Source organism: Pyrobaculum neutrophilum V24Sta, assembly GCF_000019805.1.
In the GTDB taxonomy this organism is placed as follows: domain Archaea; phylum Thermoproteota; class Thermoprotei; order Thermoproteales; family Thermoproteaceae; genus Pyrobaculum; species Pyrobaculum neutrophilum.
The window spans coordinates 606856-620214 of record NC_010525.1; the positions used below are offsets into that span (position 1 = coordinate 606856).

Genomic DNA, 13359 nt, shown 5'->3' on the forward strand with positions numbered 1-13359 from the left:
TTTAAAAGCTAATTATTAAAAACTTAAATTCAGCCGCCATCTCATGTCCCGTGGGGATTTTAAGCTACAGCCTACCTACGTCCCATACGAGGTTGAGAGACGTGTCCTAGAGTACTGGCGGACAAACGGGATATTCCAGAAGTGGAAGAGCTGGCGCGGAGGCCCCATCTTCGCCTTCCTTGAGGGCCCGCCTACCACCAACGGGATGCCGCACGTAGGCCACGTCAGAGGACGGACTTACAAAGATGTGGTGCTTAGGTTCCACAGGCTTCTGGGCTACGACGTCTGGCCGCAGGGTGGTTGGGACATGCAGGGCATGCCGGTTGAGTGGGAGGTGGAGAAGAGGCTTAAGCTAAGGAGCAAGAAGGAGGTTGAGCGATATGGGCTTGAGCAGTTCGCCAAAAAGTGCAACGAGCTTGTGGAGGAGTATCTCACATACTGGAGGGAGTGGGGGACCGAGAGGCTGGGGCTCTGGCTTGACGTAGAAAACGCGTACGAAACCAGGCAGCCTACATACATTGAATACGCTTGGCGCGTGATCAAGAAGGCGTATGAACGCGGTTTGTTGGTAGAGGACTACAGAGTGTTGTGGTTCTGCCCCCGGTGTGAGACCTCGCTCAGCGACCACGAGGTGGCCCTTGGCTACGAGGAGAGGAGAGACCCCTCGATATACGTCAAGTTTAGGGTTGAGGGCCGCGGGGACGAGTACCTCGTCATCTGGACCACGACCCCCTGGACCCTAGTCGACAACGAGGCCGTGGCGGTTCACCCGGAGTACGCCTACGCCAAGGTCGAGGTTGAGAACGGGGAGAAGTGGTGGGTCGCGGAGCAGCTAGCGCCAAGGCTGATGGAGCTGTTTGGGATAAGGAGGTGGCGCATCGTAGAGGTGAAGAGGGGCTCCGAGCTCTTCGGCCTCCGCTACACGCACCCACTTGCTGAAGAGGTGCCGGAGAGGGCGGGGAGGACATACACGGTGGTCACCGCCGATTTTGTGACTCTAGACCAAGGCACGGGACTTGTACACATGGCGCCCGGCCACGGCCCCGAGGACTTCGAAGTCGCGAAGAAGTACGGTCTCAGGGTTACTAACAGCGTGGAGATCAACGGCATATACAACGAAATGGGCGGCAAATACGCTGGGAAGTATGTACACGACGTAGATAAAGAAATCATCGAAGACCTCCGAAAGAAGGGACTCCTAGTCAAGGCGGAGGAGATAAAGCATGAGTACCCCCACTGCTGGAGGTGCGGCACCAAGCTCATACTTAGGGCAGATAGGCAGTGGTTCATCGCTATATCTAAGATCAGGGAGCACATGTACAAAGAACTAAGGGGGGTAAACGTGGTCCCCCAGAAGCTCAGGGATAGATTCGACATCTTTGTCCAAAACGCCCGCGACTGGAACATCTCAAGGAGCAGGGTGTGGGGCACCCCGCTCCCGATATGGCGCTGTAGAAAAGACGGGAGGATCCTCGTCGTGGGGTCTCTGGAGGAGCTGAAGAGGCTGGCTAAGGAGCTCCCGCCAGTAGACGACTTCTGGCTTGTGCACAGGCCCTGGATAGATAGAGTAGTGCTGAAGACCGAGGACTGCGACGAGTGGGTTAGAGAGCCCTATGTGATGGACGTGTGGCTAGACAGCGGAGTTGCTTGGATCGCAGCCGTAGACGGAGAGAGAAACGGAGAACTCTGGTCTAGGCTGTTCCCATACGACTTCGTAACAGAGGGCATAGACCAGACCAGAGGGTGGTTCTATTCGCTACTGGCCTCCGCGATGGTTTACGTCGGAAAGGCCCCATACAAAACCGTATTGATCCAGGGCCTCATCCTAGACAAACACGGCCAGAAGATGTCTAAGAGCAAGGGCAACGTCATATGGGCGAGGGACCTCTTTGAGAAATACGGCGCGGACCCGGTCCGGCTCTACATCCTATCGAAGGCGGCCCCCTGGGAGGACCTTGCCTTTGACCCCGACGAGGTGAAGACCACAATAAGCGATTTAAACATCCTATGGAACGTCGTAAAATTCGCAGACACCTACATGGCGCTAGACGGCTTCACAGCCGAGAAGTACCCACTCGAGAAGTGGCTCAGTAAGGCGCTAGAGGAGGATAGATGGCTGCTCTCCGAATTCAACCAGCTTGTGGAGGCGTTTACACAATACATGAAAAACTACGAGTTCCACAAGGCCGCCAACCTCTGGAGAGAGTTCGTTGTCGAGACGCTCAGCCACCGCTACATAAGACTACTACGTAGGCGCGTCTGGAGCGAAGAACCAAGCGACGACAAATACGCAGCATACGCCGTCTTACACCACGTGCTGAAAAACGTGATAGTACTCGGCTCTATATTTACGCCCTTTGTGGCGGAGTACCTATGGCAGGCCTACGTGAAAAAGTACGAAGGTGGAGCCGCCGAGTCGGTGCACCTCGCGAGCTACCCAACCGCGGGCCCCATCGAGAGAGAGCTGGTGGACGCCTTCCGCGAACTGTTCACGGCTTTTTCAGCCCTAGCCGAAGCCAGAAACAGAGCCGGTATAAAACTCCGCTGGCCGATAAGAGAGGTCTACATAAACGGCGGAAGATATCTCGATAGATACAGGGAGCTTCTGAAATACCTCGGCAACGTGAAAGAGGTGAAGACGGGGAGTTGCCCCAGTGGATATGTAAAAGCCTCTGAAGACGCCGTCGAGGCTTGTATACCCCCCAAGCTTGAGCCAGAGCTTTACTACGAGGCGTTGGCTAGGGAGATCGTCCGCAGGATCCAGGTGATGCGTAAGGAGGCTGGGCTAGAGATAAACGACATGATCAAGGTCGCCGTTGGCACCAAGTCGGAAGACGTCAGAAAGGCTGTGGAGACGCTTAAGGACTACATACAGCGGGAGACCCGTGCAGTGGAGCTGACTATTGGAGAGGAAGTAGACGGCAAGGTGTGGGAGATATCAGGCGAAAAGGTGGCCATAGCGATAAGGAAGGCCTAGCTCAGTTGGGTAGGGGCACGCTCACGTCAATCGCAGTAGAACCACGTCATCACAATTATATTTACACGCTACATTAAAAACCGTGATGACTTCGACCGCTCTGGAACGATGACGAAGGTATGCAGCGCTGATTCTGCACCAAAACACGCAGATCTTTGACAGGTAGGCGGAAATCCTCAGAGACTTTAGGACAACGACGTGAACAAGCGGTTATCCAAGCCACATTAGGAAATCCTCCAGAAACTACCCGCTTTTCCTTCCCTGAATCATCAAACTTTTAACCTGATACCATTCCTCGTACATGAGCGGCGGCTGGCCTCTGGAGCGGCTGATGAGGGCGCTCAGACGGCGAATGCCGACCATTCGGCGCCGCGTCCCCCATATGACACGCCCTCTTCTCACGGCGCGCTGTGGGCAAGCCCCTGGGGGCCCCGGAGAGGGGCCAAGAGGGGGATAGGGGCGTTGTGAAGGTCTATCTTGCCTTGGCCGTGGTGGTTGGCGTCTTCCTCTACTTCGCCTATTCGGTGGCTACTCTGCCCGGGTCTGATGGTCTGCCGGGAGACGGCGGCTATATAAGCGACGAGGTTTGGTACGTCACGTCGGCGAGAAACATCTTGCACGACTTCTTTAAAACTCCGGCGAACTCGCCGTATTACACCACCACGTTGGACTGTCTCACCAACGGGAGCAAGATCGTGAAGGAGTACTCCAACTTAAACGCCGTCACAGTCACGGGCGAGGTTAAATGCTATATAAGGAGGGGGTTCCCATATCCAGACAAGGAGGGGATACTCAGCTACTACAACTTTGAACATCCCCCGCTAGCGAAATACGTGATTGGGCTTATGGAGGCCATCCGCGACGAGCCGCTCTTCTGGAGGATCCCCTCTATGGCGCTTGGGGCGGCCACTCTCGTGCTCGTGTTCCTCTCAGCAAGACGTGTGGCAGGCGAGACGTGGGCGCTCGTGGGCACGGGGCTTATGGTTTTAGACAACACCTTTAGGGCAATGTCGGGCATTGCTATGCTGGACATATACCTCTCGTTTTTCACAGCCCTCCTCGTCTACCTCCACCTCTCCGGGAGACCGCTGGGCGTTGGAGCGGCGCTGGGCCTCGCCGCCTCTGTGAAATACTCCGGCGCCTTCCCCCTCTTCGGGCTCGCCTACATATACGGGAGGAGGAGCCTCTGGAGCTTCGCCGCAGTTTTCCTCATGGCCACCTCGACGTTTATATTAGCGAATATGCCTATAGCGGGCCAGTTGGGGGTCCAGAGGTGGATACATGAGGTCCTCGCGGCGTTATCTTGGCACACAACCTCTAGACCCCCAGGCCCCGTGGCGTCCAACCCCCTAGACTGGCTCTACATGCACAACAGCTTTGCGCTATATATCAACCCCGACATCTACGCGTCAGGTACCCCCGCGTATCTCGTCGCGCTTGTCTACTCCCTCTACAGGAGAGACGACGTATCGCTACTCTACCTATCCACCTACGGCGGCTACTGGCTTGTGTACCTACTCGGCAACCACACCCTCTACAGCTTCTACACAACGCAGTTCTCGCCGCTTGCCCATATACTCGTCGCAGAGCTCTTAGCAGAGGTGGCTAGGAGGGGGCGGGCGTCCTCCGCCGGAGATGCGCAAGGCGTTGCAGCTGTAGAAAACTAGGATTTGCGGCCGTTGATCCTCAGCGGCACTAGGTAGCGGCGTGCCGTCTGCTTGACTCGGACTGGACTCGGCTTAGCCTCTCGTATATGTCAAGAAGCAACGACATAGAACGCAAGTGGTCCACCATCTCAGATGCGGAAAGCTTCTCAAGCTCTCTACCAAGTTGAAGTATTTTGTCGAAGACTATCCTTCTCACCTCCCTAAGCTGTATTACCTCAAGCTTCTCCTGGGCCTCCTCCTCGGTTTTCACCAACACCACCGTCTTTTCGCAGTTGGCGCAGTAGAGCTCCCCAGTTTTCAATCTAACGAGGACCGTGCCGCAGGCTGGGCAGGTGTACGGAGTAAGCGCCGCGCCCGCCCTAACCAATTGCGCTATCTTCTTCACGACATCGCTCCTCTCCACGGCCTCTCGCGGAGGAGAGACATATAAACACTTGCGCCGCAGTAAAACCACCGCTACTTTTCCCAGCCCTAGAGGGTCTCTGCTGTAGGAGCTAGGCAGAGCGAAGGGGGACGCAGCGACGTCTGCAAGGCGCGCCTTATCGGCTTCTCATTTCCCCGCCTGCTAAATGGTTTTATTTTTGTACATTGAACGCCGGATATGGCGCTCCCCTCTAGCCTCAGGTGGCTATGGCGGTTGTAGAGACGCTTCTGCTTGCTCTGGGGGGCGGCGTGGAGCACGCCCTAGGCGTGTATAAACAACTCAGGGAGCTCCAGCTGGAGCTAGAGGTGGGGGGTACGGTGTTGGTAAACGGGGTGTGGGCCGTTGGGAAGGGCACAAACAGCGTTGTTTTTAGGTGTAGGCCTGCGGTTGGCGCGTTGGAGCTGGCGTGTAAGCTGAGGAGGGGGGACTCCTCAAGGGCTTCTCTAGCCTTGGAGGGCCAGTTTCTACATCTGGCAAACACGGCGGGCGTGGGCCCCAAGGTCTATACCTATTCTAGAGATGTTGTGGCGTATCTCTTCGTGAGGGGGGTCCACCTCGATGCGTGGTGGAGCTCCGCGCCTCGGGAGAAGAGGCGGGCATTCGTCGAGGAGCTACTGTGGCAGACCTATAGGCTGGACCTCGCTCGTATATCCCACAACGAGCTTTCTAGGCTGGAGAGGCACGTGTTGGTTGAGGGCGACAGGCCTGTCATCATCGATTTCGAATCGGCAACGTTGGGAGGTGGAAACAACCTAACCCAGGCGGCGAATGGGCTAATGCGCCTAGGCCTTAGACCGCCTGTCGACGCCTTGAGGAGGTACAAGAGGTGCTTGTGTGAGGACGCCTATAGGGAGGTGCTAAGGCTTTTCCTTGACCAGCTTTAGGGAGAGGTCCCAGATCTTGTCGCCGAGGTGGTGGACGTTTAGGAGCACCTTGCCCTTCTGCATCTGCTCCATCTCTGCCCGCGGGTACAGCGCTACCGATATGGCTATAACCCTGCCCTTGCCGTCTGCGACAAGTACAACGTCGCCTTTGTTAAAATCGCCTATAAACTGCTGAATTCCAGGCCGCATGACGTCTGCGCCGTTGACAATACGCGCAACAGCCCCTGGGTCTACAACCGCCCTTGGGTAGTTGGGGAGTAGCCTCCCCCTTTGCGACTTGTGTATTAGGTACAGGGTTGGGACGATGAAAGCCCCCAGCTCCCCCGCCGTCGCCTTTAGGAGGAGGGGTTCCCCGTCGACTAAATACAGCGCGCTGTTTTCCGATATCTGAACAACCTCCACCACGTCGGCGCTCTCTAACACAGGCGCCAGCTGGCTGTATGTCTCCTTGAGCGTCTTGACTTCCTTATTGCTCAGCCGGACGCGCTTCATTGAAAATCCAACCCTCTCCGTTTTAATGTTTTGGCTTTATGTGGCAGTCAGCGCATAAATACGTCGTCATCTATAGGCCTTGCCAGGTTTCGTCACCGTGGTATTACGGCGCTTTAATTTTTTAAATGTTTAACCAACTACCATTTAGTGGAGAAGTTGCTCGAGGCTACCCTCAACATTGTTAGGAACATGGGAGAGGAGCTGTTTATTGACACATCGAGACCTTATGCCTACACCCTTGTCGCTAAGTTCGGTAGCAAGAAGTACATAATGAGGGTAGCCTCAGACGCTGATCAGATACCTACCAGCGCCGTAAGAGACTTGAAGATCCTCAGCGCACATACAGACGCCACCAGCGTCTGCCTTGTCTCTGGAGTGAGGGGGCAGATCCTCCAGAGGGGGGTGGTCTACGTTAAGGATAACGTCGTATTTCTCTCCCTATCTACCTTTACAGACGCTCTGGGAGGGAGACTACCCGCGTTCAAGCTAGGCCGCGGCTCTGTGACAGCGGTAATAAACGGTGAAGAGCTGAGGAGGAGGAGAGAGGGGGCCGGCTTAAGCCTCGGCGCTTTAGCCGCCGAGCTTGGGGTAACGCGGGAGACGGTGTATAGGTATGAAAGAGGCGAAATCGAGGCCCCTCTGAGAGTTGCGCAGAAGCTGATAAGCATGTTCGGGGAAGAGGTGGTTAAGAAGTTCGATGTTGAGGGAAAGCCCAAGATAGAGCCGGAGGAGCTGAAAAGCAGGGAGGAGGGTAGGGGGACCTACAAGCTGTTAGAGAGCCACCCAGACGCTGTAAAAGTCGAGGATGGTGTGGTGTTTATTTCGAGAGACCGCGAGAGGTACAGGAAAACAGTAGAGCTGGCGTACGCTCTAGGCGCGGATGTTGAGACGGCGTGAACCTGGTTCTTAGGCGCGAGGGGGCTGTCCAGTTCTACGCCCCCGATCCGCAGAGGTACGGAAGTATATACTCAGCGCCTGTGTTTTACAACCCCGCGATGGAGAAAAACAGGACCTTGTCTGTGCTCCTCCTGAGGACCTTGGGAGGTGGACTCACCGTATGTGAACCTCTAAGCGGTACAGGCGTAAGGGGAATTAGGTATGCCGTCGAAAGCAAGGCCGTGGCAAGGCTTGTGCTTAACGACATCTCTAGGGACGCCGCAGAGCTGATAAAGAAGAACCTCGAGCTAAATGGGGTAGACGGCGAAGTGTACAACGACGACGCAAACGTCCTGCTACATAGGCTGAAAAACGTGTGCGACGTCGTCGATATAGACCCCTTCGGATCTCCAGCGCCCTATATACACGCGGCTTTTAGAGCGCTTAGAGACGAGGGGCTTCTCTGCGCCACAGCCACAGACACGGCTGTTCTCGTGGGGCGGTATCCCAGGAAGTGTCTACGCCGGTACTGGTCTACGGTTAGGAAAACCCCGTTCTACATCGAGCTCGGGCTACGGAACCTCGTCGGGTTTATCGCTAGGGTCGCCGCCTCTGAGGATTTCTCGATACGCCCCCTCATGTCCTACTGGGAGGGCCACTACTTTAGGACATGTGTCGCAGTTGCAAGAGGGGCCAGAGACGCCGACGACGCCCTACAAAACGTGGGCTACGTGGTGTACCGCAGAGGCATGAGGCAGACAACACAGCTACCCGACGAGAGTTCGTCCGGGCCGCTTTGGCTGGGGCCCCTGGGAGATCCGCTTATCATGCACCAGATGGCTCAACACGGCGTATACAGCGATTTCTTAGGCGTCTTGGAGCAAGAGTACTCCATAGAGGCGCCTTGGCACTACAGGTTGCCTGAGTTCGCGGTAGAGGGCGTCAGCCCTACCTTAGCCGAGGCGCTGGATCTGCTGAGGCGTAGCGGCATATATGCCACGGCGACGCACATGGCCAAAGACGGCTTTAAAGCCGACGCCGGCTACGGCGAGGTAAAGAGAGCCCTATTTTAATAAACGGTTTCCAGTGGTGGACATGGCGAAGATCTTCGCAGTTGCCGGTCTACCAGGCTCAGGCAAGACAACGGTTGCTAAACTAATAGAGAGGAGGGGGTATGCCTACTACAGCCTTGGAGATGTGGTCCGCATGGAGGCGCAGAGGGCGGCCACGGCCCCCGACCGCGCGGCGGTCGTGTTGAGAATCGAGGAGGGAAGGAGGGCAATAGTGCGGCGTCTAGTAGACATCATGAAGAGGGGTACAAACGCCGTTGTAGACGGCGTGAGGGGCATCGAGGAGGTTGAGGCGCTTGAGGAGCACCTAGGCCCCGTGACTTTGATATATGTAGTTGCGTCTAGGGAGACCCGCTTTAGGAGGCTTGCCGGGAGAGGCAGAAGCGACGACCCCTCTACCTACTCTCAATTCCTAATGCGAGACATAAGAGAGCTTAAGTTCGGGCTTGCCGATCTCCTAGCTAGAGCGGATTACATACTGGTAAACGAGGGCAAGGACATAGAGGCACTAGAGGCCGAGGTTGCGCGGCTGTTATGAAGGTGGAGGCCGTTGTGGAGGTTAGATATACGGAAGACAAGGCGAAGGTCTTGAAGGCCTTGGAAAACGTCTTCACCCCAAAGAGGGTTGAGGAGAGAGAAAGCGATTCGGGGATGTTGCTAGTGGCCAGTTGCGAAGGCGCAGGATGTCTAGAGAAGCTAAGAAGCGCGATATGGCGCCAGGGGATCCAAGACGCCGCTAGGAGCGTTTTGTCGAAAGGCGTAGTTGGCGAAGACACGGTCGTCTTCTCCGTGAATAAGCAGGCGGCGTACGTCGGCGTTGTATCCTTCGTCACAGAACCCGGCGAGTCGCCCCTGGGACCCATCACCTTTACTGTGAAAACAAACAACGTGAGGCAGTTCTTGGATTGGCTAGCGCCTAGGACGTATAGAGGCAGGGTGTACTACGAGGCCCCGCCTCCCGACTAAGCCCTTTCGATGTAGATGACCCTATAGAGGCCGCCGTGTAGATACATGGCACAACTTCTGAGAAGAGGCATGTCTATGTAGACAGGCGACGCGAACACTAAGTAGCCGCCTTTTTCCACATGCGACCGCGCCACCTCCAAAAAGACGTTGAGCAACGGCCTTACGTCCATAGCGGACGCCGTGAGGCGGCCATATGGGGGATCGCCCACCACTGCGTCGAACTTCGAAACTGGTGGTAGGAGGACGTCGCTAAGCACCACGTCACCCCGTATGTTCAACTTGGCTATCTTAAGCGCTTTCTCATCCACGTCTCCGCCAACGACGTAGCCCCCCGCCCTCTCCACCTCATACGCTATAGCGCCGGTGCCTACGAAGGGCTCCCATACCCTGTGGCCCGGTTTAACCCTGGCCAGGTTTACCATCAGTCTAGCGGTTATGTGGTCGAGGGTTTTCACGGATCTGCGAATGGCGGGAGCTTCCCTCTTGACCTTGATCCCGTTTACCGACTTTATTAGAGCCCCCCTGGCGAAGATCTCGCAACTTCCGCAGATGAAGGTCGCCGACCCGTCTCTAAGCTCTACAGGTGTACAACCGCCGAGTTCGCCTAGCGCCAGCGCTTCTTCTCTGGCGAGACATGGATATCTACGGCTCAACTCCACTCTACAGATCACCTCCTCGACAGAGCCCTCACCATGTAAACAACGACAACCGCGACGAAGGTAGACGCGGTGAACAAGGCAACCGCTATAAACGTCTCCACGATATCTCTAGGCGGTTTGACCAAAACAGGGAGGAGGAAGTAGAAAAAGGATACCGTTGCAACGCCTGCGATAACCCCCCCATATCTTATCTTGCCCGTCGTGATATACGCCTCTGCGAGATATGAAACGTAGGGCAACGCCGCCGCTAACAAAGCCGCGTAGTCAGGTATCCAAGAGACGTGAAGCACTATCGATACCAAGTATATAACAATGACGAATAGAGATACCAGCGTTATAATAAACGTTATTTCAAACCTCCTTAATACATCCCTCAAAAAGTCGTATATCCCGAACCCGTAGAGAGTTGCGAAAAAAGCTACAAATAGAAATACTGCGTTGATAGCGCCTTTGACCACTTCCAGGTTGAAAAAAGCCCCGAGGAGAGCCATAAATACCAACAGGGCGGGCACCCCTACGGTGTATCGCCTATACTCCGGCTCTCTTACCGCCTTGTTTAGGTAGTACTTAAACAGAGTCACCGTCTCCTCCACGCCCCTCGCCTGTTTAACGACAACCCGTTGGACAGATATCACAGGCCTCTTGCTCTGTATCGCCGGCAGAGCCGCCTCGTCGCTAGGCCCGTCTGATACAAAATATATGGCGTCGGCCTCAAAGGAGGCCAACACCTGCTCCAGCTCCCTAAGCACAACCACATCCGCGACCGCAGGATCCGGCGATCCGCTTACCACCGCCACATTTACGTTTTCAACGCCGTACTCAGACGCCAACCTGTCGTGGATCTTCACGGCTGCAAATATGGCGTTTGCGTCTGAGTCGTCGGGGTTCTGGAGGATGTACCTAATGCCCAACCTCAAAACGTCGTCTCTCCCTAAGACAGGAGTCTCTATGCCCTGGCTTTTCAGATCTCCATCACGATCAACATAGAGGACGAGGACGCGCACTACTCCTCAGGCAGATACCCCGCCTCTATCAATATCTTTATCTCGTCGTGGGTCAACCGCTCGCCGTTGAGTAGCTTGTTGAACAGGTGATCGGCCCTCTCCTTGAGGCTCTGGGTAGCCGCCGCTTTAGCCTGAGCCCTAGCTTTGTTCTTCTCCGCCAGCTCCAGCGCCTTAAGTAAAATGTTGTACTTGTCCAACTCCTCTTGTATAGCCCTTCTCCTCTCCCTAAGCTCCTTGCGCCTTAGGGCAAGCTGGAGAATTGCGGCTTTCACCTCCTCACGTTGCTTCTTCAGCTCCTCTCTCTTCTCTTTAAGCTTGGCCAGCTCCTTATATATCTCCTGCCTACTCGCCTTCAGTTGCGCTAGCTCCTGTTTTACCGTGGTGAGGTCCTGGACAAGTCTCGCAATTTCGTTACGTATAGACTCACGCTTGTTCTTATACTCGTCAGCCTGCTTCTTCAGCTCGGCGATATGGGCCTTCACCTTCTCCATAGAATCGACGAGGTTCAGCTCCTTCTCTATCTGGCTGACGTATTTTATGAACTGGCGCTCCCACTCGGGGTTTGTCGGCGAGGTCTCGAAGAAGTACTCCAGCTGTTCAATGATGCGTTTGAGCTTTTCCTTCTCCAGAGTCTTACCCCCGGCGTACTCGTTGAGCGTCGATAGCAGGTTCCTATAAACCACCAGCTTCTCCCTGTATTTCTGCAACGTGATGTTTATCTGTATAAGCTCGTTACGTAAGCCACGTATCTGGTTTATTATCTGGCTTTTCTTCTCCACAAGGGACCCAATCAGCTCCCTGGTCTTCTGAAGCTGATTTCTCTTTCCCTCTATGAGCGATCTAACCTCCGCAAGCTGTTTACGGATCTCCGCGAGGAGGTTCTTCTTCGCGTTTATCTCGTTAGTGATGTCGTCAATCTGTCTCTGGATCTCGTCCAGACGAGAATTCACCTCACGAATCTTCTCAAGCAACTCTTCCCTACTATACACGCCTCTGGGAAAGCTCTTTTAAATAAATTTTAACACTAAGGCACGCCCCTCCGGGAATCGGCAAATTTTTTAAAAACTTCTCATAACGCAACGATGAGCTACCAACACATTGGAGTTTATATAGCAGGCGACATAATTATGTCGGACAACCCAGGGGAGGCTATTAAAAAGTGGCGTTTAATCTTCGGCTTGACGCAAACCGCCGTTGCCTCACGGCTTAACACCTCGCCCAGCGTAATAAGCGACTATGAGTCGGGTAGGAGGAAGTTCCCCGGATCTAGGTTTGTGAAGAAGTTTGTCCAAGCGTTGATAGACAGCGATCTCGAGCGTGGGGGGCTTGTGCTCAGCCTACTAGAGAGGCAACTACTGAGGGAGAAGTTCTGGGTTGCCGTGCTCGACATGAGGGAGTTCAGCGAGCCTGTTCCCATCTCGACGTTTCTACAAGCCATAGAGGCGGAGGTGTTGGTAAGACCCGCACAGGATTCAGACATCCACGGATACACTGTCGTAGACAGCGTTAAGCTTGCCCTGGAGGTGCCCCCAGTGGAGTACGTCAGGCTCTACGGGAGTACGTCGCAGAGGGCGGCGGTGTTTACAAAGGTTTCCACAGGTAGATCGCCGATGATAGCGATTAAGTCCATGTCCTCTGTGCTAAGCATAAGGCCGTCCATCGTCGTGCTACACGGAATTAAGCCGGAGGCTGTAGACCCGCTCGCCGTAGAGATAGCGAAAAGGAGCTATATACCGCTGGCGGTTACAACAATGCCCATTGAGAAGCTAATTGAAAACCTTAGACAGCTGAAATAGCTACTTCTTTAGTATTCTTGATATTCTCAACAGGTTGCCGAGACCCTTGGTAGCCTCGTGCCTCTTCTTCAGCCGTCTCTCCCTCGCCTTCTTGTGGTACTTGTAGTTGTGCGTCTCTCTGAACTTCGTGGTCATCAAGCCGCGGGATCTCCGCCCAGCTGCTGTGAGCCCTCTGAAGGCGCGGCCTCTCTTTTGCTTCACTACCTCGACTCTGGAGATGGAAGGCGGCTGGGTTCTGCCCTCCAGCAGATCTACAAGCCATTTACGTAGTGCTTCGACGTTCTGCGGCCACGTCGAGTCTCTTCTTTCGTCTACGGGTAGGCCGAGTAGGCGGGCTTGCTCCACGTTTAGCCCTACCGCCTTCAGCTCGCCTAGGGAGAACCCTCTGCCGGTTTTCCACCTGGTAATTCCACCGCTACTTATCTTGGCAGGCGCCTTAACAAGCGGCTTAGGCACCTCAGCCATATGCCGCTACATAGCCCCTCTTTATAAACTTTCCACATGCGGGCGGCTCTAAACTTATTACTGCCTACCAACTTTCCCA

Annotated in this window: 14 protein-coding genes; 8 read left to right on the forward strand and 6 right to left on the reverse strand. The window is 55.0% G+C overall.

Annotation, left to right across the window (positions count from 1 at the left end; translation table 11 throughout):
* Window positions 1-43 precede the first annotated feature (43 nt).
* Both ileS and TNEU_RS03390 read left to right on the forward strand, forming a co-directional pair.
* Entirely contained in the window at window positions 44-2977 is a 2934-nt protein-coding gene (ileS, locus tag TNEU_RS03385) for an isoleucine--tRNA ligase (RefSeq protein WP_012350036.1), read from the forward strand.
* A 410-nt stretch (window positions 2978-3387) separates the two neighbouring features.
* Window positions 3388-4644 (forward strand): glycosyltransferase family 39 protein, encoded by a 1257-nt coding sequence (locus TNEU_RS03390; RefSeq protein ID WP_012350037.1) that lies wholly within the window; start codon window positions 3388-3390, stop codon window positions 4642-4644.
* 28 nt (window positions 4645-4672) lie between these two features.
* Here the strand turns inward: TNEU_RS03390 and TNEU_RS03395 are convergent, their stop codons facing one another.
* Window positions 4673-5047, reverse strand: a complete 375-nt coding sequence (locus tag TNEU_RS03395; RefSeq protein ID WP_012350038.1) for an Sjogren's syndrome/scleroderma autoantigen 1 family protein — start codon at window positions 5045-5047, stop codon at window positions 4673-4675.
* Between the two features lie 227 nt (window positions 5048-5274).
* On the opposite strand from TNEU_RS03395, the gene TNEU_RS03400 reads away from it, so the two are divergent.
* Window positions 5275-5952: a serine/threonine protein kinase gene (locus TNEU_RS03400; protein ID WP_012350039.1), complete on the forward strand. Its 678-nt coding sequence runs from the start codon at window positions 5275-5277 to the stop codon at window positions 5950-5952.
* Here the strand turns inward: TNEU_RS03400 and TNEU_RS03405 are convergent.
* The gene (locus tag TNEU_RS03405; protein WP_012350040.1) at window positions 5926-6444 is read right to left on the reverse strand and encodes an RNA-binding protein; all 519 of its coding nucleotides are present in this window, start codon (window positions 6442-6444) and stop codon (window positions 5926-5928) included. The two genes, TNEU_RS03400 and TNEU_RS03405, sit on opposite strands and share 27 nt — an antisense overlap.
* A gap of 147 nt (window positions 6445-6591) precedes the next feature.
* Between TNEU_RS03405 and TNEU_RS03410 the strand changes: the two genes are divergently transcribed.
* The 4 genes from TNEU_RS03410 to TNEU_RS03425 are packed head-to-tail and all read left to right on the forward strand — an operon-like array spanning window position 6592 to window position 9356.
* Window positions 6592-7341, forward strand: a complete 750-nt coding sequence (locus TNEU_RS03410; protein WP_012350041.1) for a helix-turn-helix domain-containing protein — start codon at window positions 6592-6594, stop codon at window positions 7339-7341.
* The gene (locus TNEU_RS03415; RefSeq protein ID WP_012350042.1) at window positions 7338-8393 is read left to right on the forward strand and encodes a tRNA (guanine(26)-N(2))-dimethyltransferase; all 1056 of its coding nucleotides are present in this window, start codon (window positions 7338-7340) and stop codon (window positions 8391-8393) included. Before TNEU_RS03410 ends, TNEU_RS03415 begins: the two co-directional genes overlap by 4 nt.
* A 22-nt stretch (window positions 8394-8415) precedes the next feature.
* Entirely contained in the window at window positions 8416-8928 is a 513-nt protein-coding gene (locus TNEU_RS03420; RefSeq protein ID WP_012350043.1) for an AAA family ATPase, read from the forward strand.
* Window positions 8925-9356, forward strand: coding sequence for an RNA-binding domain-containing protein (locus TNEU_RS03425; protein WP_012350044.1), 432 nt, complete (start codon window positions 8925-8927; stop codon window positions 9354-9356). Before TNEU_RS03420 ends, TNEU_RS03425 begins: the two co-directional genes overlap by 4 nt.
* On the opposite strand, the gene TNEU_RS03430 is transcribed toward TNEU_RS03425, so the two are convergent.
* From TNEU_RS03430 to TNEU_RS03440, 3 genes are read right to left on the reverse strand one after another with little or no spacing between them, the layout of a single operon-like run.
* Window positions 9353-10027 carry a TRM11 family SAM-dependent methyltransferase gene (locus tag TNEU_RS03430; protein ID WP_012350045.1) on the reverse strand — a complete coding sequence of 225 codons (675 nt, stop codon included), beginning with the start codon at window positions 10025-10027 and terminating at the stop codon, window positions 9353-9355. The two genes, TNEU_RS03425 and TNEU_RS03430, sit on opposite strands and share 4 nt — an antisense overlap.
* Window positions 10024-11019, reverse strand: coding sequence for a DUF373 family protein (locus TNEU_RS03435; RefSeq protein WP_012350046.1), 996 nt, complete (start codon window positions 11017-11019; stop codon window positions 10024-10026). Before TNEU_RS03435 ends, TNEU_RS03430 begins: the two co-directional genes overlap by 4 nt.
* Window positions 11019-12008 (reverse strand): coiled-coil protein, encoded by a 990-nt coding sequence (locus TNEU_RS03440; RefSeq protein WP_012350047.1) that lies wholly within the window; start codon window positions 12006-12008, stop codon window positions 11019-11021. The genes TNEU_RS03435 and TNEU_RS03440 overlap by 1 nt, the downstream gene beginning before the upstream one ends.
* A gap of 93 nt (window positions 12009-12101) precedes the next feature.
* Here TNEU_RS03440 and TNEU_RS03445 point away from each other — a divergent pair, with 93 nt between their 5' ends.
* Complete coding sequence (locus TNEU_RS03445) at window positions 12102-12815, forward strand: helix-turn-helix domain-containing protein (RefSeq protein ID WP_012350048.1); 714 nt, start codon at window positions 12102-12104, stop codon at window positions 12813-12815.
* Here TNEU_RS03445 and TNEU_RS03450 read toward each other — a convergent pair whose 3' ends face one another.
* Window positions 12816-13280 carry a ribosomal protein L13e gene (locus tag TNEU_RS03450; protein WP_012350049.1) on the reverse strand — a complete coding sequence of 155 codons (465 nt, stop codon included), beginning with the start codon at window positions 13278-13280 and terminating at the stop codon, window positions 12816-12818. It lies immediately after the preceding gene.
* Window positions 13281-13359 lie beyond the last annotated feature (79 nt).